Genomic DNA, 25,109 nt, shown 5'->3' with positions numbered 1-25,109 from the left:
TCAGGCGTTACCTGGCTCAGCGTCACCCTGTTCATCACCTGCTGCGCTAGGCAGACGGATTGGACGAACTGGAACGACTGTCGAGATAGCGTGCTTGTAAACCATCTGGCTGACGGTGTTTTTCAGCAGGATAACGAATTGGTCGAACGACTCGATCGTACCTTGCAGCTTGATGCCGTTGACCAGATAGATGGAAACCCCAACTTTCTCTTTACGTAAAGTATTCAAGTAAGGGTCTTGTAGCGAATGCCCTTTTGACATGTGCCGCACTCCTTTAAGGATCAATAATAAAAAATCGGAAAATAGATAGCTTATGGCCGTCACACCCCCAAGGATAGACGGCAATTGCAAGGACTCAGCTCAATATGGAGACCGTTCCCAAGTATTTCAAGGCGCGTGACAGATTGTCGCTGTCCAGGCTGTCCAACCAGTGCAAATCGCTCCAGCTGCGCAGCCAGGTGAACTGGCGCTTCGCCAATTGGCGCGTGGCAATGATGCCGCGCTCCTGCATTTCGGCTGACGTCAGCTTGCCATCCAGATGATCCCAGACTTGGCGGTAGCCTACAGCACGTATCGAAGGCAACCCTGCATGAAGGTCACCTCTTGAACGCAGTGCTACGACCTCGTCCACAAACCCCTGTTCCAACATAATTGTGAATCTTTGTGCAATTCGTTCATGCAGCACCTGGCGATTTGCCGGAGCGATGGCCAGATTCGCCACAGTATAGGGCAATTGTGACTGTCCAGATGCGCCTGCATCAGTACTTTGCGCAGTTTGTTTCAGGCGATGTTCAGTCATGGTCTGGCCGCTGACACGCCAGACTTCCAGAGCACGGGTAAGACGCTGGGGATCATTGGGGTGAATGCGCGCTGCGGACACCGGATCCACCGCCGCCAACTGGTCGTGCAGGGCTTGCCAGCCAAGGCGCGCAGCCTCTTCTTCGAGTTCAGCGCGCACCTGGGCATCGGCAGGCGGCATATCGGCCAGACCTTCCTGCAACGCCTTGTAGTAGAGCATGGTGCCGCCCACCAGCAGCGGGATATTGCCGCGCGCGGTGATCTCGGCCATGGCCGCCAGGGCGTCGGTGCGAAAATCCGCCGCCGAATAGCTCTGCGCCGGATCGATGATGTCGATCAATTTATGCGGATACTGGGCCAATAGCGCCTTCGACGGCTTGGCCGTGCCGATATCCATGTCCCGGTAAACCAGGGCAGAGTCGACGCTGATCAACTCGCAGGGCAGCACTTTGGTCAGCTCGATGGCCAGGTCGGTCTTGCCGGCGGCCGTGGGGCCCATCAGGAAAATGGCGGGGGGCAAGACACTCATCAGCGGCCGCGCAAGAACAGTTTGTCCAGATCGTCCAGGCCCATTTGGGTCCAGGTCGGTCGGCCATGGTTGCATTGCCCGCTGCGCTCGGTGTTTTCCATGTCGCGCAGCAGGCCGTTCATTTCCGGCAGGGCCAGGCGGCGGTTGGCGCGGATGGCGCCGTGGCAGGCCATGGTGCCGAGCAATTCGTTGATATGCGCCTGGATACGGTCGCTGGTGCCGTACTCCATCAGGTCGGCCAGCACATCGGCCACCAGGCGGTTGGCCTCGGCCTGCTTGAGCAGCGCGGGAATCTGGCGGATCGCCAGGGTTTCCGGGCCCAGGCGTTGCAGCTCGAAGCCCAGCTTCTGGAACACACTGTGATGTTCTTCTGCGCAGTCGGCTTCACGCTGGCTCACCGCCAGGGATTCGGGCACCAGCAGCGGCTGGCCGCTGAGGCCTTCGCTGGCCATGGCGATCTTCAGGCGCTCGTACATGATCCGTTCATGGGCAGCGTGCATGTCCACCAGCACCAGGCCATGGGCGTTTTCGGCGAGGATATAAATGCCTTTGAGCTGCGCCAGGGCATAGCCCAGCGGCGGGATATCACCGCCGCCTTCGGGCAACGCCACAGCAGCACCCGGCTCGGCACCCGGCAGCGGCGCGAAAAACTCACGGTACGCCGCCTGGGCCTCGGCCACCGGCACCGTCGATTGCGGGCGCGGTGTGTATTGGTACTGATAACCCGCACCGGCACCCGAGTTCGGCGCCGTGTAGGCTGGCTGCTGCGGCGACGATTGCAGCAGGTTGGCCGCCAGGCTCATTTCACCTTGCGGCCCGAACTCACCGGCCTCGGGACCGCTCGGGCGCACCACTGCGGTGACGATCGGCGCCGACAATTGATCATCCGGGCGCACATCGCCCAAGGCGCGGTGCAGCGTGCCATACAGGAAGTCATGCACCATGCGCCCGTCACGGAAACGTACTTCGTGCTTGGTCGGGTGCACGTTGACGTCGACCACCGAAGGGTCAACCTCAAAGAACAGCACAAAGGTCGGGTGCCGCCCATTGAACAGCACGTCGCGATAAGCCTGGCGCACCGCGTGAGCCACCAGCTTGTCGCGAACTGCACGGCCATTTACAAAGAAATACTGCAAGTCAGCCTGGCTACGGGAGAATGTCGGCAACCCGACCCAGCCCCATAACCTCAGACCATTGCGCTCGATCTCAATCGGCAGCGCCTGTTCCAGGAACCCGCTGCCACACACTGCTGCCACCCGCCGAGCACGCGCGGCGTCGTCGTTGGCTTCGTGCAGGCTGAGGATGGTTTTGCCGTTGTGGCGCAGGTGAAACGCCACATCGAAACGCGCCAGGGCCAGGCGCTTGATCACTTCTTGCAGGTGATCGAATTCGGTTTTCTCGGCCTTGAGGAATTTACGCCGCGCCGGGGTGTTGAAGAACAGGTCGCGCACTTCTACGGAGGTACCGACCGGATGCGCCGCCGGCTGAACCCGAGGCGCCATATCGCGCCCTTCGGTTTCGACCTGCCAGGCTTGCTCGGCGTTGCGCGTGCGGGAGGTCAGGGTCAGGCGCGCTACGGAGCTGATGGAGGCCAGGGCCTCACCGCGAAACCCCAGGCTCATGACCCGTTCAAGGTCTTCCAGGTCACGGATCTTGCTGGTGGCGTGACGGGCCAGGGCCAGCGGCAGATCATCGGAGGAGATGCCGCTGCCGTCATCACGTACCCGCAGCAACTTGACGCCACCCTGCTCCACGTCGACATCGATGCGCCTTGCACCAGAGTCGATGCTGTTTTCCAGCAGTTCCTTGATCACCGACGCCGGGCGCTCAACCACCTCGCCCGCGGCGATCTGGTTGGCCAGGCGCGGGCTGAGCAATTCAATGCGCGAGCCGCTGTTCAACAAGGTTTCGCTCATTACTGTGCCGCCAATTCAGTGCCGGGGATGGTCAACACCTGGCCGATCTTCAACTCATCGGTTTTCAGGTTATTGGCGCTGCGCAAGGCCGCAGGCGTGACCTGGAAACGTACCGCCAGCATGGCAACGGTGTCGCCGGGCTGTACGCGATGGTCACGCGGGCCCTGGGCAATTTTGCCGGAGTCACGCAGCCAGGCGATGTAGGTGCCCGGCGGCGGGTTCTGCTGGAAGAACTGGCGCACACCGGCGCTGATGGAGCGTGCCAGCGCTTGCTGATGGCTGGCGCTGGCCAGTTTCGACGCTTCGTTGGCGTTGGAGATAAACCCGGTTTCCACCAGGATCGACGGAATATCCGGCGACTTCAACACCATGAACCCGGCTTGTTCCACCCGCTGTTTATGCAGCGACGTCACGCGGCCGATATTGCTCAGGACTTTCTGGCCCACGTTGAGGCTGGAGGTCAGCGAGGCGGTCATCGACAGGTCGAGCAGCACACCGGCAAGCATCTTGTCCTTGTCATCGAGGGAGACGTTGCCGGCCCCGCCGATCAAGTCGGAACGGTTTTCACTGTCGGCCAGCCAGCGGGCGGTTTCGGACGTGGCGCCGCGATCCGACAGGGCAAATACCGAGGCGCCAAATGCAGCGGTTGAAGGCGCGGCGTCGGCGTGAATCGACACAAACAGGTCAGCGCCCTTCTTGCGCGCAATTTCGGTACGGCCACGCAGCGGAATGAAGTAGTCACCGGTGCGGGTCAGCTCGGCGCGGTAGCCTTTCATGCCATTGACCTGGCGTTGCAGCTCACGAGCGATGGCCAGTACCACGTCCTTCTCGTGCTGGCCGCGGGAGCCGGAAGCCCCTGGGTCTTCACCACCGTGGCCGGCGTCGATCACTACGATAATGTCGCGTTTGCCTGCCGGTGCAGGCGGCGGCGGTGGCAGCTTGACCTGGGGTTGCGAAGGGTTGACCGGCACCGCAGGCACCGTCGCTACGCTCGGCGTTGGCGCAGGCGGCGGTGCGGCGTCGGCGGGGTTGTCGAACAGGTCGACCACCAGGCGGTTACCGTACTGGGCGTTGGGGGCCAGGGAGAAGCTCTTGGGGGTCACGGCCTTTTTCAGGTCGATGACCACACGCAGGTCGGTCGGCGTACGCTGGGCCGAGCGCATGGCGGTAATCGGCGTGTTGGCAGTAGACACCTTCAACGGCGCGGCCAGGCTCGCACCGTTGATGTCGATCACCAGGCGATCAGGTGCCGTCAGGGTAAAGACGCTGTGCTGGACCGGGCCAGACAGGTCGAACACCAGTCGCGTGTTATCCGGCGCTCGCCACAGGCGAACACTTTTTACCTGTGAAGCAGCCAGAGCATTGACAGTTATTGCCGCAAGCAACACCCCCACGACAGCAACCAACGCGCGAAAGCGCATACCTAACCCCACCAATTATTTGAATTCCAATGCCAGAGCAGCACACCACGATTGACCGCGTGGGCTCTGGGGCAACAACTTCAGCTGACGTCCGTGCTCATGCGGCGTAATGGTAATGGTCAGGTCCGGCTTTGGCAAAAAGCCTGTGCCTTTATCTGGCCATTCGATCAGGCACAACGCATCTTCATCAAAGTAATCACGGATGCCCATGTACTCCAGCTCTTCCGGATCGACCAGGCGATAGAGGTCGAAGTGGAAGGCGCGTACGTCGCCAATCTCGTAGGGTTCGACCAGCGTGAACGTCGGGCTTTTTACCGCGCCGGTATGGCCCAGGCCGCGGATAATCCCCCGGGACAGTGTGGTTTTGCCTGCGCCGAGATCACCTTCGAGAAAGATCAACCCTGCCCCTTGCGTGACCTGCGAAAGACGCTGACCCAACGCGACCATAGCCTCTTCATCTGCCAGGAAAAGAATTACTTCAGACACGGCGACTGCTCCTCCAGCAATTGACGAATGGCAGGGATCAGGTCGCTGGCAGCCAGGCCACGACCAAAACCACCCTGGCGGTCGCCAGCGGTCGCGTGCAACCACACGGCCAGGCAGCTTGCCTCATACGCGGGCATACCCTGAGCCAATAGCGCGCCGACCAGACCGGCCAAGACATCACCGAGCCCCGCCGTCGCCATCGCCGGATGGCCTTGATCACAGCGGGCAAGCCGTCCATCCGGACTTGAAATCAAACTGCCAGCACCCTTGAGGATAGCCACTGCATTGAATTTGTGGCTCAACGCGCGCGCCACATTAAGGCGATCGGCCTGAACCTGGGCTGTCGATAGCCCCAACAAACGCGCAGCTTCGCCCGGATGAGGAGTAATCACACAGTTGGCCGGCAACTCGACGCCGCCGGTGGCCAGTTGATTGAGCGCGTCGGCATCCCACACCTGCGGCTGGCCGGCATTGGCCGCGACCGACAACAGGCTTTTGCCCCAGGCGGCATCGCCCAGGCCTGGGCCAATGACGATCACCGAGATTTTATCCAGCAGGCCCATCAACTGGTTGGCCGAGCTCACGCCGACCGCCATGACCTCCGGCAGCCGGGCCAGAGCGGCCGGCACATGTTCCGGCCGAGTCGCCAGCGAGACCATGCCGGCACCGCTGCGCAGGGCACTTTCAGTGCTCAGCAGCGCCGCACCGCCAAAGCCACGGTCACCACCGATGACCAGCAGGTGGCCGAACTGGCCCTTATGGGCGTCCGGGGAGCGCGCAGCCAGCTGCGGCAAATGGCCGGGCAACAACGGCTGAACGTCGGTAATTGGGTGTTTTGTCTGAGGCATGCGTCTTCAAGCTCCGATGTCTGGCAGAATTATACGCATCTAACCTGTGGTTTCCCGTGTCTCATGCCTGCTATTACCTCCGATCTGCCCGCCCTTGCCCAATCGATCAAAGACTGGGGTCGCGAGCTGGGCTTTCAACAAGTCGGCATCAGCGGCCTGGACCTGGCTGAGCATGAACAGCACCTGCAACGCTGGCTCGACGCGGGCTACCACGGCGAGATGGAGTACATGGGCGCCCACGGCAGCAAACGCTCCCACCCGGACGAGCTGGTGCCCGGTACCTTGCGCGTGGTGTCACTGCGCATGGACTACCTGCCCGGCGACACCCAGATGGCGCAACTGCTCGGCCAGCCGGAAAAAGCCTACATCTCGCGCTACGCCCTGGGCCGCGATTACCACAAGCTGATCCGCAAGCGCGTGCAGCAACTGGCCGACCGCATCCAGGCGCAGATCGGGCCGTTCGGCTTTCGCGCCTTTGTCGACAGCGCGCCCGTCCTGGAAAAAGCCATCGCCGAACAAGCCGGACTGGGCTGGATCGGTAAAAACACCCTGGTGCTCAACCGCAAGGCCGGCAGTTATTTCTTCTTGAGCGAACTGTTTGTCGATTTGCCGTTGCCGGTCGACCCACCCCACACTACCGAACACTGCGGCCGTTGCACGGCGTGCCTGGACATCTGCCCCACCAACGCCTTCGTCGGCCCCTATGTGCTGGACGCCCGGCGCTGTATTTCCTACCTGACCATCGAACTCAAGAGCGCCATTCCCGAAGACCTGCGCCCGTTGATCGGTAACCGGGTATTTGGCTGCGATGACTGTCAGATCGTTTGCCCATGGAATCGTTTCGCTCGACCTACCGCCGAAAGCGATTTCAAGCCACGGCACAATCTGGATAACGCAGAACTGGCCGAATTGTTTATGTGGGACGAGGATAAATTCCTCAACAGCACCGAGGGCTCGCCCCTGCGCCGCGCCGGTTACGAGCGCTGGTTACGCAACCTGGCGGTGGGCCTGGGCAATGCGCCGTCGAGCATTCCGGTACTGGAAGCCTTGAAGGCGCGGCGGGACTACCCCTCGGAGCTGGTGCGCGAGCATGTGGAATGGGCGCTGAACCAGCACGCCACGCGCTAGTGCACGTCGTCGTTGTAGACGAACTTGGGCATTTCCCAGTGAAAACGGATCGCCAACAGACGCAATAGAAAGCCACTGAACAGCGTCAGCAGAATCGCCTGTTCGCTCGGCAGTTCCAGATACAGGCACAGCAAGTAGAACCATGCAGCCAGGAACGACACGCTGGCGTATAGCTCGCGGCGGAAGATCAGCGGGATGTCGTTACAGAAGATATCCCGAAGGATGCCGCCGAATACGCCGGTAATGACCCCGCTGACCGACGCCACCAACATACCGTGGCCCATTTCCAGGGCGGTCATGCAGCCGATCAGGGTGAACGCCACCAACCCCAAGGCGTCCAGCGCCAAAAACAGCGAGCGCAGGCGGCGCATCAGCGGCGCGATAAAGATCGTCACCAGCGCCGCGACGGAGGTCAGCACCAGATATTCCGGATGCTTGACCCAGGTGAGCGGGTAGTGGCCGAGCAGCACATCGCGCACCGAACCACCGCCCAAGGCCGTCACGCAGGCGATCAACACCACGCCGAACCAGTCCATGCCGCGCCGACCGGCGGACAGGGCGCCAGTCATGGCTTCGGCGGTGATGGCGATGAGGTAGAGCATCAACAGCATGATGGCGATCCTTGCAGGGAGGCCGGCAGTCTAATCATTTGCTGATGGCACCAAAAGGGGGCGCTTGGCGATAAACCGCGTCGCCTGTATCGCAGGCAAGCCAGCTCCCACATTTTGAATTTGCGAATGCAGTCAAAGGTGAGAGCTGGCTTGCCTGCGATGGCGCATTCACTGGCGCCGTAGAATCAAGCCTTGATGAAATGCTTGCGGTAATGCTGCAACTCGGCAATCGACTCGCGAATATCATCCAGCGCCAGGTGCGTGCTGCCTTTATGGAAGCTGTCTTTGACTTCCGGCGCCCAACGCGCAGCCAACTCTTTCAGCGTCGACACATCCAGGTTGCGATAGTGGAAGTAACTTTCCAGCGCCTTCATGTGCGTATAAAGGAAGCGCCGGTCCTGACAGATACTGTTGCCGCAGATCGGCGACTTGCCCTTGGGCACCCATTTTTCCAGAAAGGCGATGGTTTCGGCCTCGGCTTCGGCCATGCTGATGCGGCTGTCGCGCACACGCTGGGTCAGGCCGGAGTTACCGTGGGTGCGGGTGTTCCACTCGTCCATGGTGGCGAGTACCGCGTCGCTGTGGTGGATGGCGATCACCGGACCTTCGGCCAAGGTGTTGAGATTGCTGTCGGTGACAATCGTCGCCATCTCGATGATGACGTCGGTGTCGGGGTTCAGACCGGTCATTTCCAGATCGATCCAAATCAGGTTCTGTGGGTTTTGCATGGCTTGATTCTCTTGGCACCTTGGCGTAGCTGCGCAGTTTAGCAGGCGGGGGCGTGCTAGACTCGCGACCGTTTTACCCAACTTTTGCATTATCGACACGGAACACCAATGGCCAAACGCCAGCTCAACCGTCGCCAAAACTGGCGCATCGAAAAGATTCAAGGTGAACGCGCAGCGCGCGCCGCCAAACGTGAATCCTCCGCCGTGGAAGCGCTCGAGGGCGGCGACCTGGGCCCCGAACAAACGGGCCTGGTGATCGCGCACTTTGGTGTGCAAGTCGAAGTCGAGGCGCTGGAAGGCGAACTCGCAGGCTCAGTGTCCCGTTGCCACCTGCGCGCCAACCTGCCTGCGCTGGTGACCGGCGACAAAGTGGTATGGCGCGCGGGCAACCAGGGCATCGGCGTGATCGTCGCCCAGTTACCGCGCAGTACCGAACTGCGTCGCCCCGACAGCCGTGGGCAGCTCAAGCCGGTGGCGGCCAACGTCGACATGATCGTGATCGTGTTCGCACCGTTGCCCGAGCCCCATGCCAACCTGATCGACCGCTACCTGGTCGCGGCAGAACACGCCGGTATCCGCCCGCTGTTGCTGTTGAACAAATTCGACCTGATCGACGAGCAGAACGCCCCGGCGCTCAATGCGTTGCTGGCGGTCTATCGCACCCTGGGCTACCCGGTGCTGGAAGTGTCGGCCCATCACGGCAACGGCATGGAACAGCTGCAACAGCAGCTGGACGGGCGCATCAGCGTGTTCGTCGGCCAGTCTGGCGTGGGCAAGTCGTCGCTGGTCAACAGCCTGTTGCCGGAAGTCGATACCCGCGTCGGACCGCTGTCGGAGCTGTCCGGCCAGGGCACCCACACCACCACCACTGCACGGTTGTTCCACTTCCCCGGTGGCGGCGAGTTGATCGACTCCCCGGGTATTCGTGAATTCGGCTTGGGTCACGTCAGCCGCAGCGATGTGGAAGCGGGCTTTATCGAGTTCAACGACCTGATCGGCACCTGCCGCTTCCGCGACTGCAAGCACGACCGCGAGCCGGGCTGTGCGTTGCTCAAGGCGTTGGAGGATGGACGCGTGCAACAACAGCGGATGAACAGCTATCGGTCGATTATTGCAAGTCTGCCTGAGAGCAGTTACTAACCCGCCAGCCTCTGTAGGAGCGAGCTTGCTCGCGAAGGCCTCAAGCGCAACGCGGGCATCCTGGATACACGCGTTATCGTTGATGATTTCGCGAGCAAGCTCGCTCCTACAATGACAGCGCAGATACAACAAGGCCGCGATCATCGCGGCCTTGTTGTATCTAGAGCTTAGGACCCCGGTGCAGGCGCCGTAGGATCCTTGACGCCCCCATCATCAAACAGGTTCAGCTTCTGGCGCAGCTCATGGGCCGGCAGCGGCTCCTGCTCCGGCGGCAGCGCGTTCGGATCGGCCGGCACTTCGCCAGGTGCTCCGTCGCCCTGGGTCGGTGCCGGTGGTGGCGGCTGATCACCTTCAATCGCGCGTTGGGCCTTTTTGGTCAGCACCACGATGTCGATACGGCGGTTGACCGGGTTGAACGGGTCTTTGGGATCAAACAGTTGCGAGGAGGCAAAGCCCACCACCCGCGCCACTTGCGGGTCCGGGTAGCTGCCGGCCACCAGCGCACGCCGGGCGGCGTTGGCGCGGTTGGCCGAGAGTTCCCAGTTGCCGAAGTCACCCTGGCCCGCGTAGGGCTTGGCGTCGGTATGGCCGCTGATGCTGATCTTGTTCGGTACCGCCTTGATGGTGTCGGCCATGGCCAGCAGTATGTCTTCAAAGTACGGCTTCAGGCGCGCACTGCCCGAATCGAACATCGGCCGGTTGGCGGCGTCGGTGATCTGGATGCGCAGCCCCTCAGGTGTGATTTCGAAGGAAATCTGGTCCTTGAACTTCAGCAGCTGCGGGTTTTCTTCAACCTTGTTCTGCAATTCCTGCAGCAACAGTTCCAGGCGCTCCTGTTCGACCTGCTCGGCCATGGACTCGACGGTATCGCGCTCGATCGGGATTTTTTCCTGGGGCGACTCAGTTTGCACTTCCGGGTTGATGGTGCGCTCTGGCGCCAGTTGCGGCGAGCCGCCCAGGTCAATGACAAACGGCGTGCCGCTTTCCGAAAAGCCAATCGGGTCTTTGAAGTAGCCGGCGATGGCGATTTTCTGTTCCGGCGTGGCGGTGGACATCAGCCACAGCACCAGAAAGAACGCCATCATCGCCGTGGCAAAGTCGGCAAACGCGATTTTCCAGGCACCACCATGGTGCCCCGCAGCGAAGCGCTTGACGCGCTTGATGATGATCGGCTGGTTGTTTTCCATGGCTTAGCGACCGCGAACCGCTTGTTCCAGCTCGGAGAAACTTGGACGATGCTTGGGGTACAGCACCTTGCGCCCGAACTCCACGGCCAGCGATGGCGGCATTCCCGATGCCGAAGCCACCAGGCACGCCTTGATCGCTTCGTAGAGGTTGACCTCTTCCTTGGCGTCGTGGGCCAGGGAGGTGGCGAGCGGGCCGAAGAAACCATAGGCGGCGAGAATACCGAAGAAGGTACCTACCAGCGCCGCACCCACGTGCATGCCGATGGCCGCCTGATCACCCTCGCCCAGGGACGCCATGGTCACCACGATACCCAGTACCGCCGCGACAATACCGAAACCGGGCATGCCGTCAGCGATGCCGGTCACCGCATGAGACGGATGCTCCAGCTCTTCCTTAAGGCTGAACAACTCCATGTCGAACAGGCCCTCCAGCTCGTGGGGAGCCATGTTGCCGGAGGACATGATGCGCAGGTAATCACACACAAAAGCCGTCATGCGCTCATCTTTGAGCACGGCCGGGTACTTGGCGAAAATCGGGCTGGCGGCGGCATCTTCGATGTCGCCCTCGATAGCCATCATGCCTTCACGGCGGCTCTTGTTGAGGATCTCGTAGATCAGCCCCAGCACCTCTAAATAAAAGGTGTGAGAGAAGCGTGAACTGAACATGCCCAGCGATTTTTTGACCACATGCATGGTCATGTAGCCGGGGTTGGCCTGCAAGAATGCGCCAAACGCGGCACCGCCGATGATCAGCACTTCGAAAGGTTGGATCAGTGCGGCAATTTTACCGTGGGAGAGGACGTACCCTCCGAGCACACTTGCGATGACGACAATGATGCCGATAATTTTAGCCATAGGAGATGGGTACTTGCGCCGTCGGGTTCATGGACATATTGGGTGCAGCAGAAAACTCTTGTTCTACTTATCGGCAAAACTGCGCCAGACTATAGCCCGTTAAGGCGAAAAGCCAATTCGGCCCGTTCCGGGCGTGTTGAACGCAAGTGATGATCGCGCCCCAATCATGGCAATCGAAACCACAGTCCCAACGAACCGCCCCACCACCCTCGCCGCCTGGATCAAGCGCCTGGACGACGTGCTGCTGCCCGTTCCCCAGGCCAACCATGAGCGTGTGTGCAAAGCCATCCGCGACAGCCGCAGTTCATTGCGAGATATTGCCGAGCTGATGCAAACCAGTCCGGCCCTGGTGCTGAGCGTAATGCGCGAAGCCAACAGCCAAACCCACGGCAGCCTGGCAGAACCGGCGGAAAACCTCGAAGTAGCGCTTAACCGCCTGGGCCTCAAACGAGCCGAGGAACTGCTGGCACGCCTGCCCTCGGTGCCTGCCCGTGATATTCCGGTGGCCTTGCGCCAACTGCTGCTGGTGAGTCAGCACGCGTCCCAGCAAGCCAACGGTTTGTTCGGCAGTCGCCTGGCGCGGCTATGGCAGGACATCCACTGGGGCAGCCTGCTGTTTCTGTCGCCACTGTGGCCGATGGCCGTCGCCTACCCCAAGCTTTTGGAGGAATGGGAGCTGCGGGTGATTCACAAGGGTCAGTCGGCGCGCCAGGTCGAGCAGGAGCTGTTCGGCGTGCGTTTGCTGGACTTGTGTCTGGGCCTGACCGAAGCCTGGCACCTGCCGATCTGGGTTTCCCAGGGCTACAAGCTGCTGCTGGCCGAGCAACGCCTGCTGGTCAAGGCGCTGCACATTGCCCGCAAAGACGACGCCTTGCGCCACCAGCAATTGCTCGACGCCGAACCCAACCTGCGCCGCTGGCTGAACCAGCCGGCCAATACCGTGTTGCTGGCCAACGGCCTGGCCATGTCCGCCCAGGAATCCTGGACCTGCCCGCACACCGAACGCTGGCAATACCTCACCGCGCTGTACCTGCAAGTGCCCTTGAGTGACGTGCAACAACAAGCACACCAGCAGGCCGTGACCAGCGCCCGCACTACCCTGATGCCGGACCTCTGGCACCCGGCGCTGTCGCTGATCTGGCCGTGGCATGTGCAAAAGGTCCATCGCGGCTTGTTGCCGGCACCGCCGCCCACTGCCGAAGCCCTGGCCGTATGGCGTACGCATTGCACCGAGTTGCTGGTGGAGCCGAGCCGCTTTGCCAACGCCATGCACCTGACCACCTGCGCCAAGCAAGCCTTGGTGGCCAGTGGCATGCAGCGGGTGTTGTTGTTCATGGCCGATCGCGCCTTGAGCACCTTGCGCGTGCATCAAGCCGACGGCTTGCCCAAAGACGCCGCGCACCTGAGCCTGGATGTGGTCAACAGCACACTGCTGCAACGCCTGCTGGAAAAGTCCGCCCAGGTGCGTCTCACCCCCGACAACCATGCGCAGTTTTCCGCCCTGCTGCCGCCGATCCTGCGTCGCCTGTTTACGGGCGAACACTTGCTGCTGCGTTCGCTGAGCTGCAACGGCCGCGTGGTGATGCTGGTAGTGGCGGACCAGGGCGGCGGCCCGTTCTCGGAAACCACCGTACAGGCGTTCGGCAAAACCGCCCAATGCATCGAAAAGGCCCTGCACAGCTTTACCAACCGCAGCGCCTGAAGCTTGCGCTACAATCACCGGCCTTTATCACCAACATTTGTGCCCAGGAGACCTCACATGCCTGACTTCTCTGGCTTGCCGCTGGTGATCGAATCCAGTGACCTGCTCGCTCAACTGGATGCCGAGCACCTGATTCTGGTGGACCTCACCAGTGCCGCCCGCTACGCCGAAGGGCATATCCCCGGCGCGCATTTTGTTGACCCCAAGCGCACACAACTGGGCCAGCCCCCGGCACCCGGCTTGCTGCCGAGCAAGGCCGACCTGGAAAAACTCTTCGGCGAACTGGGCCACACCCCGGACGCGACCTACGTGGTCTATGACGACGAAGGCGGCGGCTGGGCCGGGCGCTTTATCTGGATGCTCGACGTGATCGGTCACCAGAAGTATCACTACCTCGACGGCGGCCTGCTGGCGTGGCTGGAGGAAAAGTACCCGCTCTCCACCGAAGTGCCCGCACCGGCAGGCGGCCCCGTCAGCCTAACGTTGCACGATGGCCCCACGGCTACCCGTGAATACCTGCAAAGCCGTCTCGGCGCGGCCGACCTGGGCATCTGGGATGCCCGCGGCCCGCTGGAATACTCCGGCGAAAAAGTGCTCGCCGCCAAAGGGGGCCATATCCCCGGCGCGGTGAATTTCGAATGGACCGCCGGCATGGACAAGGCGCGCAACCTGCGCATCCGCCGCGACATGCCGCAAATCCTCGAAGACCTCGGGCTGACCCGCGATAAAGAAATCATTACCCACTGCCAGACTCACCACCGCTCTGGCTTCACCTACCTGGTGGCCAAGGCGCTCGGTTATCCACGAGTCAAAGGTTATGCCGGTTCCTGGGGCGAATGGGGCAACCACCCCGACACTCCCGTTGAGATTTAAGGTTTAAGGACAGTTATGAAAAAGCAGTTGTTTATCCTCAGCCAGTACTTGCTGCCACACCACTTGCTCTCGCGCCTGGCCGGCTGCATTGCAGAGTGCCGCGTGCGCTGGTTCAAGAACGCCTTTACCGCCTGGTTCGCCAAGCGCTACCAGGTGGACATGTCCCAGGCCCTGGTTGAAGACCTGAGCGCCTATGAGCACTTCAACGCGTTCTTCACCCGCGCCTTGAAAGACGGCGCCCGCCCGCTGGACCAAACCCCTGGCGCGGTACTGAGCCCAGCCGATGGCGCAGTCAGCCAGCTCGGCCCGATCGAACATGGCCGTGTGTTCCAGGCCAAGGGCCACAGCTTCAGCGTGCTGGAACTGCTCGGTGGCGATGCGGCAATGGCTGCGCCGTTCATGGGCGGCGATTTCGCGACTATTTACCTGTCGCCCAAGGACTACCACCGGGTGCACATGCCACTGGCCGGCACCTTGCGCGAGATGGTCTATGTGCCGGGGCGGATTTTCTCGGTCAACCAAACTACTGCCGAAAACGTACCGGAGCTGTTTGCGCGTAACGAGCGGGTTGTATGCCTGTTCGACACCGAGCGCGGCCCGATGGCCGTGGTGTTGGTGGGTGCGATGATCGTCGCGTCGATTGAGACGGTGTGGGCCGGGCTGGTAACGCCGCCCAAGCGCGAGCTGAAAACCTTCCGTTACGACGAAGCTGCCCGTGCGCCGATTCACCTGGAAAAGGGTGCGGAGCTGGGTCGTTTCAAGCTGGGTTCGACCGCCATCGTGCTGTTCGGGCCGGATCAGGTGAAGTGGGCTGAGGAACTGGCAGCGGGTACGCCGGTGCAGATGGGCCAGGGTATCGCGCTGCCGAAAGCCTGATCTACACAACCCCTGTAGGAGCGAGCTTGCTCGCGAAGCACTCAATAGCACCGCGGGCATCCAGAGTGCCCGGGTAATCGTTGGCGACTTTCGCGAGCAAGCTCGCTCCTACAGTGGTTTGTGTGATGTCCTAGAGCTGACCGTCGCGGTCGCGCAAGCCCAGCAGATACAACACGCCATCCAGCCCCAAGGTCGAGATCGCCTGTTTGGCCGACTGCTTGACCAACGGCTTGGCGCGAAACGCCACACCCAATCCTGCAATCGCCAGCATCGGCAAGTCATTGGCGCCATCGCCGACCGCAATGGTCTGCTCCAGGCGCAAGCCTTCCTTGTGTGCCAACTCCTTGAGCAGGTCGGCTTTACGCTGTGCATCGACAATCGGCTCGACCGCCACGCCAGTCACTTTGCCATCCACCACTTCCAGCTCGTTGGCGAATACGTAGTCAATGCCCAACTTGGCCTGCAACTGCTTGGCAAAGTAGGTAAAGCCGCCGGACAGAATGGCGGTCTTGTAGCCCAGCCGTTTGAGCTCGGCGAACAGGGTTTCGGCGCCTTCGGTCAGGCGCAGCGACGCGCCGATAGAGTCCAGCACGCTCACGTCCAGGCCTTTGAGCAACGCCAGGCGTTCCTTGAAGCTGGCACGAAAATCCAGCTCACCGGCCATCGCCCGCTCGGTAATCTCGCTGACTTGCTCGCCGACGCCCGCCGCCTTGGCCAGTTCGTCGATGACTTCAGCTTCGATCAGGGTCGAGTCCATGTCGAACACCGCCAAACGACGGTTGCGACGGAACAGCGAGTCTTCCTGGAAGGCGATATCGACGTTCAACTCCTGGGCCACGCTCAGGAATTCGGCACGCAGCGCTTGCGCGTCAGCCGGCTCACCGCGCACGGAGAACTCGATACAGCCCTTGCCCTTGTCAGCCGGGGTGTCCAAGGGCATACGACCCGACAGACGGTCGATATGGTCGATATTCAACCCGTAGTGGGCAGTGATCGAGCTGACACGCTGCAATTGTTCAGCCGTAACCTTGCGAGTGAGCAACGTCACGATATGGCGTTTTTTGCCCTGGCCTTCCACCCAGTGCTGGTAATCGGCTTCGGACACCGGAGTGAAGCGGACCTGTTGATCCAGCTTATAGGCCGTAAACAGGATGTCCTTGAGGACCGACGAGGCCTGTTCGGTACTGGGTATCTCGACCAGGATGCCGAACGACAGGGTGTCGTGGATCACCGCCTGACCGATGTCGAGGATGTTCACACCACCCTGGGCCAGCACGCCGGTAATGGCCGCGGTGAGACCCGGTCGGTCTTCACCCGTGATGTTGATCAGGACAATTTCGCGCAAAGCGCACCCCCAGGCTGGAAAAAAACCGCATTCTACCCACTTTCAGTGACCATCGGGCACAGCCAGTGCTTTGCCGGTCATGGGCCTGTCGCTATACTGCGCGTCAACTTCACGGACCAAGAGCCGAGCGCAAGTGAACCGGCCCACGCCAGTAAAAACCGATAACTTCTTCCTGCTGATCTTCCGGGCACTGCGCCACCGCCGTGTACCGATCGCATTACGCATCGCCAGCCATAACGTGATCCTGGTCGCCCTGGCCCTGGTGATCTACGCCTGCGTGATGGGGTTGCAGTTCAAGCAGGCCATGCATGAGCAAGCCGACGCCCTGGGTGCGAGCCTGACGACCCAGACTGCCACCTCGGCGACTGAGTTGCTGGTGTCCAACGACATCCTCAGCCTCAACGTGCTGCTTAACAACCTGACCAAGAACCCGCTGGTGGCCCACGCCGCTATTTATAGCGTGGACAACCGGATCATGGCCGAAGCCGGGCAGCGCCCGAAGAACGGCTTGCTGGGTGAGGCCGAGGGCCTGTACCAGAGCAACATCACCTTTCAGGATGTGAAAGCCGGCCAGCTGCGTATCAGCCTCGACATGCAGCAGTTCCAGCAGCCGATGACCATCAGCCTGCAAAGCATGGGTATCTTGAGCGCGATCCTGCTGGCCCTGGCTCTGGCCTTGAGCCTGCGCCTGGGGCGGCATATCTCCACACCGCTGATGCAACTGCGCATCTGGCTGCGCGATATCGACGAACACACCCCGGCTACCGATCGCCAGGATGAAATCGGCGACCTCGCGCGCCAGCTGCATGCCAGCTTCGCTCCGGAGCCTAAAGCGCCGCCAGTCGAGCCTGAACCCGAATACGACGATACCGACGACTATAGCGACGAGCCTGAGTTTGAAGTACGCAATCTGCGCGACCCGGGCTTTGACGAAAGTGCTCCGGTCGCCGGCCTCAAGCCTGCGCCGCGCCATGTGGTCAAGGCCGAAGAAGACGAACTCGACGAGGAAGACCCCTTCGCCGATCTACGCGATACCTGCGCCGGTACCCCGGCCACTGCGCCAAAACCCGTTGCGGTGGTCAGAAACACCGAGCCGCAGCACAGCGCCGTACTCGCCGTGCAACTGGGCTCCCAGGAGCAACTGCGCCGCCTGCCCCGTGCACGTCTGACCGAACTGCTCGAACGCTACCGCGACTGCCTCGACCAGGCCGCCTCGCTCTATCAGAGCGAACTGCATACCCTGAACGATGGCAGCACACTGATGCTGTTCCACAGCGAAGACAGCGGTGAAGACTACCTGACCAATGCAATCTGCTGCGGCGAATTGCTGCGCGCCTTGGGCCATGCCTTGCAGATCGAAGTAGCCGACAGCGGCATCACCCTGCAATTGCAGCTTGGCTTAACCGTGGGTGATGACCTGTTTGGCATGAGCCAGATTGACCTGCTGCTCACCGAGATCGCCCAGGATGCCCTGGCCCTGTCCCAACACAGCCGCAACCTGCTGCTGGTGGAACGCAAGATCAGTGAAGACCCGCTGATCCGCCAACGCGCACGTATCCGCCCGATTGCCAGCCCTGAAGGCGCCAGCTGCGTGGAACGGTTGATGGAGCCGTATCCGTCGATGCTGGAGCGCCAACTGGCGCGGATGCATGAAGCCCGCAAGCCCTGAGACCAAGGCTTTTTGTAGGAGCGAGCTTGCTCGCGAAAAACTCACAGACGCCGCGTTTATTCAGAAAGCACGCGTTATCGTTGACGCTTTTCGCAAGCAAGCTCGCTCCTACAGAACAGCCCAACAAAAAGGCCCGCTTATTCAGCGGGCCTTTTGTTTGTGCGCCATTCAGATCAGAACCTGAACACTTCCAAGTCCGTACGAATCGGCGTCGCCATCGGCATCTTCGGCTTTTGCGGGGCTGCGGGCTTGGCCTGGGCAGGGGCCTGTTTACGCGGCTGCACCTCGGCTATCGGCGGCTGGTTCGCCAATGGCTTAAGCGCCACCGACAACTGCTGCGCCAAGTGCTGCAACAGCACTCCCTGGGCCTGAACCTGGGAAGCGGTGGTGCCGGTATGTTCTTCCTGCAGGTGCACGATGCGGTTATCCCGTACCTGCCCGCGACGGTCGATCAGGCGCCACTGTGCATCCAGAATCGCCGGTTGCGACTTGCCGGAGTCGAGCCGTGTGATGGTCAGCAGCACCTGCACATCCGGAGTGAAACCGGATGGCCCGGGCGCCAGGACCACACGCTGGCTGTCCAACTGCCCGGCCACCTGACGCAACATCAGTTGATTGATATCGGACGACAAACTGCCCGCCCAACGACCATCAGTGGAACCTTGCAGGCTGCCGTCGCTCTGACGTTGCAGCAGGGTTTCGCGTTGCAGGTAATCGGCAACGACTACCGGACCGAGCAATACCGCCATGCCAGCCGTTTGGGCCGGCTGAGCCGGGCTACCGCTGTCCAGCTGGTACAGCGACACCGGTTGGTGTGTGCTGCAACCCGCCAGCCCTAAAAGGCCAGCGAGCATCAAAAATAGAGGAAGGCGTGGAGCAGTCATCATCCCATCCAAGTGGCTGCCACAAGGCGAACCACAATGTAATACTAAAAATAACCTGACACGCTCGGCCACGCCGGCGCTGGAAAGGCCATATCATCCGTGAATATGCGCCATGACTCCAGCGCGAAAGCGTCGATCTACGCGTTAAATCGTAGATCGAGGCCTCTAGTACAGCTTAAACCGGCGTTTCCACCAGCAAGGCGTCCACTCGCTGGAAGCCGCGAGGCAGTTTATTACCACGCCGCCCGCGTTCGCCCTTGTAGTGTTCCAGGTCGTCAGGGCGCAATGACAACGTACGCTTGCCGGCCTGAAGCACCAGGGTAGAGCCTTCCGGGACCACCGCGATGTCGGTCACGTACTCTTCGCGACTGGCCACCCGGTCACCGGGAATCCCGATAATCTTGTTGCCCTTGCCTTTGCCCAGCTGCGGCAAATCGCTGATTTTGAACACCAGCAAGCGACCTTCGGTGGTCACCGACGCCAGCCAGTTGCTTTCACGGTCATCCACCGGCCTTGGCAGGATCACCTTGGCGTTGTTCGGCAGGCTCAACAGCGCCTTGCCCGCCTTGTTCTTGGCCTGCAGGTCTTCGCCCTTGACCACGAAACCGTAACCGGCGTCGGAGGCGATGACGTACAGCGAATCATCGTCCGGCAGCAACACGCACTCGAAATTCGCCCCCGGCGGCGGCGTGAGGCGCCCGGTCAACGGCTCGCCCTGCCCCCGTGCAGATGGCAGGGTGTGGGCTGGCACCGAATAACTGCGCCCGGTCGAGTCGATAAACACCGCAAACTGGTTGGAACGCCCGGCGGCAGCGGTCTTGAAGCCATCACCGGCTTTGTACGAAAGGCCGGTGGCGTCAATATCATGCCCTTTGGCGGAGCGAACCCAACCCTTTTCCGACAGAACGACGGTAATTTTCTCGTTGGGCAACAGCTCGGTTTCGGTCAGAGCCTTGGCTTCTGCACGCTCGACGATCGGCGAACGGCGGTCGTCGCCATAGGTTTCGGCGTCTTTGATCAGCTCGCTGCGCACCAACTTCTTGAGCTTGGCTTCGCTGCCCAGCAGCGCTTGCAGCTTGGCTTGTTCCTTGAGCAACGCATCCTGCTCGTCGCGCAGCTTCATTTCTTCCAGGCGTGCCAATTGGCGCAAGCGAGTATCGAGGATGTAGTCAGCCTGGATTTCGCTCAGTTCGAAACGCGCGATCAACTCGGCTTTCGGGTGCTCGGCGGTGCGGATGATATGGATCACTTCATCCAGGTTGAGGTAGGCAATCAGCAAGCCGTCCAACAGGTGCAGGCGGCGTTCGACCTTGTCGAGGCGAAATTGCAGGCGGCGCCGCACGGTCTGTACGCGAAACTCCAGCCACTCCACCAGCAGGTTGCGCAGGTTCTTCAACTGCGGCTTGCCGTCCAGGCCGATGATATTGACGTTGACCCGGTAGCTCGACTCCAGATCAGTACTGGCGAACAGATGCTGCATCAACACTTCGTGATCGACCCGGCTGTTGGTCGGGATGATCACGATGCGGCATGGGTTTTCGTGGTCGGACTCGTCACGCAGGTCGGCAACCTGCGGCAATTTCGACGGCTTGGCCTGCATCAACGCGGCGATCTGCTCCAGCACCTTGGCACCGGACACCTGGTGCGGCAGCGCGGTGACAATAATGTCGCCGTCTTCGATGTGGTACACGGCGCGCATACGCACCGAGCCCTTGCCGGTTTCGTACATCTTCAGCAGGTCGGCGCGCGGCGTGATGATTTCCGCTTCGGTCGGGTAATCCGGGCCCTGGATATGCTCGCAGAGCTGCTCGACCGTGGCCTTGGGCTCATCCAGCAGGCGCACGCAGGCGGTGGCGACTTCGCGCAGGTTGTGCGGTGGCACATCGGTGGCCATGCCAACGGCAATACCGGTGGTGCCATTGAGCAGGATATTCGGCAAACGTGCCGGTAATACCAGGGGTTCGTCGAGGGTGCCGTCAAAGTTCGGCCCCCAGTTCGCGGTGCCCTGGCCCAACTCGCTGAGCAGCACTTCGGAGTAACGCGACAGCCGCGCTTCGGTGTAACGCATGGCGGCGAAGGACTTGGGATCATCCGGCGCACCCCAGTTGCCCTGGCCGTCCACCAGCGTATAGCGATAGCTGAAGGGCTGAGCCATCAACACCATGGCTTCATAGCAGGCCGAATCGCCGTGGGGGTGGAACTTACCGAGTACGTCACCGACGGTACGCGCCGACTTCTTGTGCTTGGAATCAGCGTCCAGGCCCAGCTCACTCATGGCGTAGATGATGCGCCGTTGCACGGGCTTCAGGCCGTCGCCGATATGCGGCAAGGCACGGTCCATGATCACGTACATGGAGTAGTTGAGGTAGGCATTTTCGGTGAAGTCAGCCAGCGACCGGCGTTCTACGCCATCTAAGCTGTCTGCGAGGATGTCACTCATGCGGGCCTCATCATTGTTGGGTAACGCGCAGCGGAACTGCCGCTGCGCCGGGTCAATTGAAAAAACGGCTGACTCATGGCTGGGCGCTCCAGCCACCGGCAGGGGCGGCGATACGATAGACCACGGGGCGTTTCTCACCATCGGCGCGAGGGCCGAAATTGTTATCTATACCGATCCATGCGCCGTCGGCGTCCAGCAGCAGGGCTTCGGCCAGGCCGTAAGGCTGTGGATAACGCCGCTGCGGCGTAAGGGTCTCATCGGCAAACGACCAGCACAGCTCAACCTTGGCCGTGACCGTGTCGCGCCGGCAAATCTGGAACGCATTGCGCTCCAGGGTAAACAGCTTGCCATTGAACAGCGCCAGGTCGGCAAAATCATTGGATACCGCCTTGGCGTCGGTAAACTGCGCCGGCTGCACTTCCTGCCCGGCCTCGCTCAGCAACACGCAACGGCCATCGCAATCCCACACGCTCTGCCCGCGCTTGATCGAGATCAGGCCGCGACGCTCACGCTCGGCGGCCAACCAGATCTGGTTGCCTTCAGGGTTCACCGCCAGCCCCTCGAACAAAGCATTGAAGTGCAGCAACATGCCACTGGCCCTGGCTTCACGCACCATTCCCGGCGCGATTTTCAACCATTCGGGCGCGCCCGTCGCAGGCACCTGCAACACGGCGGCATGGGCTTCACTGACGATGTAACGGTTGCCTGCGGCATCACAACTGATGCCTTCAAAATCCAGGTCGCCACCGCGAATAAACGAAGCAGCCTTGGTACGCGAACGCAGCCCCCAAGGCAGACCAGACTCGGGCACCGGTGGCAGATCGATCTTCAACGCTTGCGCGCTCCAGGTCGGCGCACGGGTATCCAGGCGGTAGATCTGATCATCATCGCGATCGGAAACCGTCCACAGGTCTGCGCCACACAACGCCAGGCCCGACAGGTTACCGCCGCGCATACCGTCCACCGGGTGCTCGGACACCAGTTGCAGCTGCGCTATGCCGGCTGCAACCACGTGGGGACTTGCCAGTGCGCTCAACATCAGCATCGCCAGGGCGAAGCCTGTGCGCATCAGCCCAGAACCTCGGCCAGGTTGCCTTTGGATTCCAGCCAGGCCTTGCGATCCGGGGCACGCTTCTTCGCCAGCAGCATGTCCATCATTTCCGAAGTGCCGGCGAAGTCTTCCAGGGTCAGTTGCACCAGACGCCGAGTGTTGGGGTCCATGGTGGTTTCGCGCAGTTGCGGCGGGTTCATTTCACCCAGGCCCTTGAATCGCGTGACCTGCGGCTTGCCGCGTTTTTTCTCGGCCACCAGGCGATCGAGGATGCCATCGCGCTCGGCTTCGTCCAGGGCGTAGAAAATCTCCTTGCCCAGGTCGATGCGGTACAGCGGCGGCATGGCGACGTAAACGTGACCGGCATCCACCAATGGGCGGAAATGCTGGACGAACAAGGCGCACAACAACGTGGCGATGTGCAGGCCGTCGGAGTCGGCGTCGGCGAGGATGCAGATCTTGCCGTAGCGCAGCTGGCTCATGTCCTCAGCGCCCGGGTCGACACCGATTGCAACAGCGATATTGTGCACTTCCTGGCTGGCAAGCACTTCGCTGCCGTCCACTTCCCAGGTGTTGAGGATCTTGCCGCGCAACGGCAGGATCGCCTGGAACTCTTTGTCCCGCGCTTGCTTGGCGGAACCGCCGGCAGAGTCACCCTCCACCAGGAACAGCTCGGAGCGCATCGGGTCTTGCCCGGCGCAGTCGGCCAGTTTGCCGGGCAATGCCGGGCCCTGGGTGATGCGCTTGCGCTCGACTTTTTTGCTGGCCTTCAGGCGCCGACCGGCGTTGTTGATCGCCAGCTCCGCCAGGGCCAGGCCCAGTTCCGGGTGCTCGTTGAGCCACAGGCTGAAGGCGTCCTTGACCACACCGGAGACAAATGCCGCAGCTTCACGGGACGACAGGCGTTCTTTGGTCTGACCGGAGAATTGCGGCTCCTGCATCTTCATCGACAGCACGAACGCGATGCGCTCCCACACGTCTTCCGGCGCCAGTTTCACGCCGCGCGGCAGCAGGCTGCGGTATTCGCAGAACTCGCGCATGGCATCCAGCAAGCCTTGGCGCAAACCGTTGACGTGGGTGCCGCCCTGGGCGGTGGGGATCAGGTTGACGTAGCTTTCCTGCACGCTGTCGCCACCTTCGGGCAACCACAGCAACGCCCAGTCGACGGCTTCCTTGTTACCAGCCAGGCTGCCGCAGAACGGCTCGTTGGGCAGGCGTTCGAAGTCGCTGACCGAGTCTTCCAGGTAGGAGCGCAGGCCGTCTTCGTAGTGCCACTCGACCTTCTCGCCGGTGCCTTTGTCTTCAAAGCTGACCAGCAGGCCCGGGCACAATACGGCCTTGGCCTTGAGCACATGCTTGAGGCGGCTGATGGAGAATTTCGGCGAATCGAAATATTTCGGGTCCGGGGCGAAGTACACGCTGGTGCCGGTGTTGCGCTTGCCAACGGTGCCCACCACTTCCAGGTCGGTGGCTTTATAGCCATCGGCGAAGGTCATCTGGTACTCGTTGCCGTCGCGCTTGACCTTGACCCGCACTTGCGTCGACAGGGCGTTGACCACCGAAATACCTACGCCGTGCAAGCCGCCGGAGAACTGGTAGTTCTTGTTGGAGAACTTGCCGCCGGCGTGCAGTTTGGTGAGGATCAGCTCGACGCCCGATACGCCTTCTTCCGGGTGAATGTCCACCGGCATGCCGCGACCATCGTCGGACACTTCAAGGGAGTGGTCGGCATGGAGGATGACTTGTACCGACTTGGCGTGCCCGGCCAAGGCTTCGTCGACGCTGTTGTCGATGACTTCCTGGGCAAGGTGGTTCGGCCGACTGGTGTCGGTGTACATGCCGGGGCGTTTGCGCACCGGGTCGAGGCCCGAGAGGACTTCGATGGCGTCGGCGTTATAAGAGCTAGCGCTGGGAGTGGCCATGGGGTCTCGTCGTGAGTCGTTCGATTAAAAAGTGACCTGCGATTTTTTACAGTGACGAAAAATCGAAGGATTGATACTGATCTGCGCCAATGCCGGCAAAACTCAACAAGGCCGGCAACTGCTCGGCGAACCCTTGGTAACCATGGTCGCCCCCTGCCTGGATGCGTAAGGCACAGGCCCGGTAATACGCTTGGGCCAGGCGATAATCCAGGGTTTCATCTCCGGTCTGCAACCACACCTGATAACGCCCGGGATCCTGGGGCGCGGGGACCTCCAGCTCGGCCAGCGCCGCGACGTGATCGTGGGTCAACTCCCAAGTCTCATCGGTGTAGAGGTTCTTCTGGGTGCCCAGGTAACCATCGAACATCCGGTGCGGGCTGACCGCCGGATTGACCAGCAGCGCCTTCAGGCCATAGCGTTCGGCAAGATGGGTTGCATAGTAGCCGCCGAGTGAGCTGCCGACCAGCAGCGGCCGCCCCAGTTGGTCAATGGCCTGCTCCAATTGCAGAATCGCCTGACGCGGGTGGTGGTGCAGCGCCGGAACACGCAGCCGGTCGGACAGGCCAAGCTTGCCCATTACGGTGATCAACTGGCTGGCCTTGTTGGAGGCCGGCGCACTGTTGAAGCCGTGGATATACAGGATCGAAGCGGACATGCCGGGCTCTCCGTGCGTGGGCCAAAAAGGCGCAGTTTACAGGGA

Annotated in this window: 22 protein-coding genes; 6 read left to right on the top strand and 16 right to left on the bottom strand. The window is 61.4% G+C overall.

What is annotated here, in order from left to right; translation table 11 throughout:
• From hfq to TX23_RS13565, 6 genes are all read right to left on the bottom strand, one after another.
• Positions 1 to 261: an RNA chaperone Hfq gene (gene hfq / locus TX23_RS13590; protein ID WP_003188059.1), complete on the bottom strand. Its 261-nt coding sequence runs from the start codon at positions 259 to 261 to the stop codon at positions 1 to 3.
• 94 nt (positions 262 to 355) lie between these two features.
• Entirely contained in the window at positions 356 to 1,327 is a 972-nt protein-coding gene (gene miaA, locus TX23_RS13585) for a tRNA (adenosine(37)-N6)-dimethylallyltransferase MiaA (RefSeq protein ID WP_057702588.1), read from the bottom strand.
• Positions 1,327 to 3,243, bottom strand: coding sequence for a DNA mismatch repair endonuclease MutL (gene mutL, locus TX23_RS13580; protein WP_057702587.1), 1,917 nt, complete (start codon positions 3,241 to 3,243; stop codon positions 1,327 to 1,329). The genes miaA and mutL overlap by 1 nt, the downstream gene beginning before the upstream one ends.
• On the bottom strand, positions 3,243 to 4,664 hold the full coding sequence (locus TX23_RS13575; RefSeq protein WP_057702586.1) for an N-acetylmuramoyl-L-alanine amidase: 1,422 nt from the start codon (positions 4,662 to 4,664) through the stop codon (positions 3,243 to 3,245). Before TX23_RS13575 ends, mutL begins: the two co-directional genes overlap by 1 nt.
• A 15-nt stretch (positions 4,665 to 4,679) precedes the next feature.
• Positions 4,680 to 5,150 carry a tRNA (adenosine(37)-N6)-threonylcarbamoyltransferase complex ATPase subunit type 1 TsaE gene (gene tsaE, locus TX23_RS13570; RefSeq protein ID WP_057702585.1) on the bottom strand — a complete coding sequence of 157 codons (471 nt, stop codon included), beginning with the start codon at positions 5,148 to 5,150 and terminating at the stop codon, positions 4,680 to 4,682.
• Positions 5,138 to 5,998 carry an NAD(P)H-hydrate dehydratase gene (locus TX23_RS13565; protein WP_057702584.1) on the bottom strand — a complete coding sequence of 287 codons (861 nt, stop codon included), beginning with the start codon at positions 5,996 to 5,998 and terminating at the stop codon, positions 5,138 to 5,140. Before TX23_RS13565 ends, tsaE begins: the two co-directional genes overlap by 13 nt.
• Before the next feature lie 63 nt (positions 5,999 to 6,061).
• Between TX23_RS13565 and queG the strand changes: the two genes are divergently transcribed.
• Positions 6,062 to 7,126 (top strand): tRNA epoxyqueuosine(34) reductase QueG, encoded by a 1,065-nt coding sequence (queG, locus tag TX23_RS13560; RefSeq protein WP_057702583.1) that lies wholly within the window; start codon positions 6,062 to 6,064, stop codon positions 7,124 to 7,126.
• Here the strand turns inward: queG and TX23_RS13555 are convergent.
• Together TX23_RS13555 and orn are read right to left on the bottom strand one after the other, a co-directional pair.
• Positions 7,123 to 7,740, bottom strand: coding sequence for a trimeric intracellular cation channel family protein (locus tag TX23_RS13555; protein WP_172833454.1), 618 nt, complete (start codon positions 7,738 to 7,740; stop codon positions 7,123 to 7,125). The two genes, queG and TX23_RS13555, sit on opposite strands and share 4 nt — an antisense overlap.
• 182 nt (positions 7,741 to 7,922) lie before the next feature.
• Positions 7,923 to 8,465, bottom strand: a complete 543-nt coding sequence (gene orn, locus TX23_RS13550) for an oligoribonuclease (RefSeq protein ID WP_010213620.1) — start codon at positions 8,463 to 8,465, stop codon at positions 7,923 to 7,925.
• A 108-nt stretch (positions 8,466 to 8,573) separates the two neighbouring features.
• Here orn and rsgA point away from each other — a divergent pair, with 108 nt between their 5' ends.
• Positions 8,574 to 9,605 (top strand): small ribosomal subunit biogenesis GTPase RsgA, encoded by a 1,032-nt coding sequence (gene rsgA, locus TX23_RS13545; protein ID WP_005784215.1) that lies wholly within the window; start codon positions 8,574 to 8,576, stop codon positions 9,603 to 9,605.
• Between the two features lie 167 nt (positions 9,606 to 9,772).
• On the opposite strand, the gene motB is transcribed toward rsgA, so the two are convergent.
• Both motB and motA read right to left on the bottom strand, forming a co-directional pair.
• On the bottom strand, positions 9,773 to 10,792 hold the full coding sequence (motB, locus tag TX23_RS13540) for a flagellar motor protein MotB (protein WP_057702582.1): 1,020 nt from the start codon (positions 10,790 to 10,792) through the stop codon (positions 9,773 to 9,775).
• A gap of 3 nt (positions 10,793 to 10,795) precedes the next feature.
• Positions 10,796 to 11,647 carry a flagellar motor stator protein MotA gene (gene motA / locus TX23_RS13535; RefSeq protein ID WP_057702581.1) on the bottom strand — a complete coding sequence of 284 codons (852 nt, stop codon included), beginning with the start codon at positions 11,645 to 11,647 and terminating at the stop codon, positions 10,796 to 10,798.
• A gap of 166 nt (positions 11,648 to 11,813) precedes the next feature.
• Between motA and TX23_RS13530 the strand changes: the two genes are divergently transcribed.
• From TX23_RS13530 to asd, 3 genes are read left to right on the top strand one after another with little or no spacing between them, the layout of a single operon-like run.
• Positions 11,814 to 13,349, top strand: a complete 1,536-nt coding sequence (locus TX23_RS13530) for an HDOD domain-containing protein (RefSeq protein WP_057702580.1) — start codon at positions 11,814 to 11,816, stop codon at positions 13,347 to 13,349.
• Between the two features lie 57 nt (positions 13,350 to 13,406).
• Entirely contained in the window at positions 13,407 to 14,222 is an 816-nt protein-coding gene (locus TX23_RS13525) for a rhodanese-like domain-containing protein (protein ID WP_057702579.1), read from the top strand.
• Between the two features lie 15 nt (positions 14,223 to 14,237).
• Positions 14,238 to 15,098: an archaetidylserine decarboxylase gene (asd, locus tag TX23_RS13520; protein WP_057702578.1), complete on the top strand. Its 861-nt coding sequence runs from the start codon at positions 14,238 to 14,240 to the stop codon at positions 15,096 to 15,098.
• Between the two features lie 130 nt (positions 15,099 to 15,228).
• Here asd and serB read toward each other — a convergent pair whose 3' ends face one another.
• Positions 15,229 to 16,443: a phosphoserine phosphatase SerB gene (gene serB, locus TX23_RS13515; RefSeq protein ID WP_057702577.1), complete on the bottom strand. Its 1,215-nt coding sequence runs from the start codon at positions 16,441 to 16,443 to the stop codon at positions 15,229 to 15,231.
• Between the two features lie 133 nt (positions 16,444 to 16,576).
• Between serB and TX23_RS13510 the strand changes: the two genes are divergently transcribed.
• On the top strand, positions 16,577 to 18,112 hold the full coding sequence (locus TX23_RS13510) for a HAMP domain-containing protein (RefSeq protein ID WP_057702576.1): 1,536 nt from the start codon (positions 16,577 to 16,579) through the stop codon (positions 18,110 to 18,112).
• Between the two features lie 173 nt (positions 18,113 to 18,285).
• On the opposite strand, the gene TX23_RS13500 is transcribed toward TX23_RS13510, so the two are convergent.
• From TX23_RS13500 to TX23_RS13480, 5 genes are all read right to left on the bottom strand, one after another.
• Positions 18,286 to 18,999 carry a PqiC family protein gene (locus TX23_RS13500; RefSeq protein WP_057702574.1) on the bottom strand — a complete coding sequence of 238 codons (714 nt, stop codon included), beginning with the start codon at positions 18,997 to 18,999 and terminating at the stop codon, positions 18,286 to 18,288.
• A gap of 172 nt (positions 19,000 to 19,171) precedes the next feature.
• Entirely contained in the window at positions 19,172 to 21,436 is a 2,265-nt protein-coding gene (gene parC / locus TX23_RS13495) for a DNA topoisomerase IV subunit A (RefSeq protein WP_032878231.1), read from the bottom strand.
• 73 nt (positions 21,437 to 21,509) lie between these two features.
• On the bottom strand, positions 21,510 to 22,505 hold the full coding sequence (locus tag TX23_RS13490; RefSeq protein WP_057702573.1) for an esterase-like activity of phytase family protein: 996 nt from the start codon (positions 22,503 to 22,505) through the stop codon (positions 21,510 to 21,512).
• Entirely contained in the window at positions 22,505 to 24,409 is a 1,905-nt protein-coding gene (parE, locus tag TX23_RS13485) for a DNA topoisomerase IV subunit B (RefSeq protein WP_057702572.1), read from the bottom strand. Before parE ends, TX23_RS13490 begins: the two co-directional genes overlap by 1 nt.
• Positions 24,410 to 24,455: 46 nt before the next feature.
• The gene (locus tag TX23_RS13480) at positions 24,456 to 25,064 is read right to left on the bottom strand and encodes a YqiA/YcfP family alpha/beta fold hydrolase (protein WP_057702571.1); all 609 of its coding nucleotides are present in this window, start codon (positions 25,062 to 25,064) and stop codon (positions 24,456 to 24,458) included.
• Positions 25,065 to 25,109 lie beyond the last annotated feature (45 nt).

The sequence above is a fragment of the Pseudomonas paralactis genome (assembly GCF_001439735.1).
Classification (GTDB): Bacteria; Pseudomonadota; Gammaproteobacteria; order Pseudomonadales; family Pseudomonadaceae; genus Aquipseudomonas; species Aquipseudomonas paralactis.
This window is presented reverse-complemented; position numbering and strand designations above follow the sequence as displayed.

Excerpts from the sequence above, each read along its gene's own strand:
- hfq (WP_003188059.1), bottom strand. The coding sequence starts at position 261 with ATGTCAAAAGGGCATTCGCTACAAGACCCTTACTTGAATACTTTACGT.
- miaA (WP_057702588.1), bottom strand. The coding sequence starts at position 1,327 with ATGAGTGTCTTGCCCCCCGCCATTTTCCTGATGGGCCCCACGGCCGCC.
- mutL (WP_057702587.1), bottom strand. The coding sequence starts at position 3,243 with ATGAGCGAAACCTTGTTGAACAGCGGCTCGCGCATTGAATTGCTCAGC.
- TX23_RS13575 (WP_057702586.1), bottom strand. The coding sequence starts at position 4,664 with ATGCGCTTTCGCGCGTTGGTTGCTGTCGTGGGGGTGTTGCTTGCGGCA.
- TX23_RS13565 (WP_057702584.1), bottom strand. The coding sequence starts at position 5,998 with ATGCCTCAGACAAAACACCCAATTACCGACGTTCAGCCGTTGTTGCCC.
- queG (WP_057702583.1), top strand. The coding sequence starts at position 6,062 with ATGCCTGCTATTACCTCCGATCTGCCCGCCCTTGCCCAATCGATCAAA.
- orn (WP_010213620.1), bottom strand. The coding sequence starts at position 8,465 with ATGCAAAACCCACAGAACCTGATTTGGATCGATCTGGAAATGACCGGT.
- rsgA (WP_005784215.1), top strand. The coding sequence starts at position 8,574 with ATGGCCAAACGCCAGCTCAACCGTCGCCAAAACTGGCGCATCGAAAAG.
- motB (WP_057702582.1), bottom strand. The coding sequence starts at position 10,792 with ATGGAAAACAACCAGCCGATCATCATCAAGCGCGTCAAGCGCTTCGCT.
- motA (WP_057702581.1), bottom strand. The coding sequence starts at position 11,647 with ATGGCTAAAATTATCGGCATCATTGTCGTCATCGCAAGTGTGCTCGGA.
- TX23_RS13530 (WP_057702580.1), top strand. The coding sequence starts at position 11,814 with ATGGCAATCGAAACCACAGTCCCAACGAACCGCCCCACCACCCTCGCC.
- TX23_RS13525 (WP_057702579.1), top strand. The coding sequence starts at position 13,407 with ATGCCTGACTTCTCTGGCTTGCCGCTGGTGATCGAATCCAGTGACCTG.
- asd (WP_057702578.1), top strand. The coding sequence starts at position 14,238 with ATGAAAAAGCAGTTGTTTATCCTCAGCCAGTACTTGCTGCCACACCAC.
- TX23_RS13500 (WP_057702574.1), bottom strand. The coding sequence starts at position 18,999 with ATGATGACTGCTCCACGCCTTCCTCTATTTTTGATGCTCGCTGGCCTT.
- parC (WP_032878231.1), bottom strand. The coding sequence starts at position 21,436 with ATGAGTGACATCCTCGCAGACAGCTTAGATGGCGTAGAACGCCGGTCG.
- TX23_RS13490 (WP_057702573.1), bottom strand. The coding sequence starts at position 22,505 with ATGCGCACAGGCTTCGCCCTGGCGATGCTGATGTTGAGCGCACTGGCA.
- parE (WP_057702572.1), bottom strand. The coding sequence starts at position 24,409 with ATGGCCACTCCCAGCGCTAGCTCTTATAACGCCGACGCCATCGAAGTC.
- TX23_RS13480 (WP_057702571.1), bottom strand. The coding sequence starts at position 25,064 with ATGTCCGCTTCGATCCTGTATATCCACGGCTTCAACAGTGCGCCGGCC.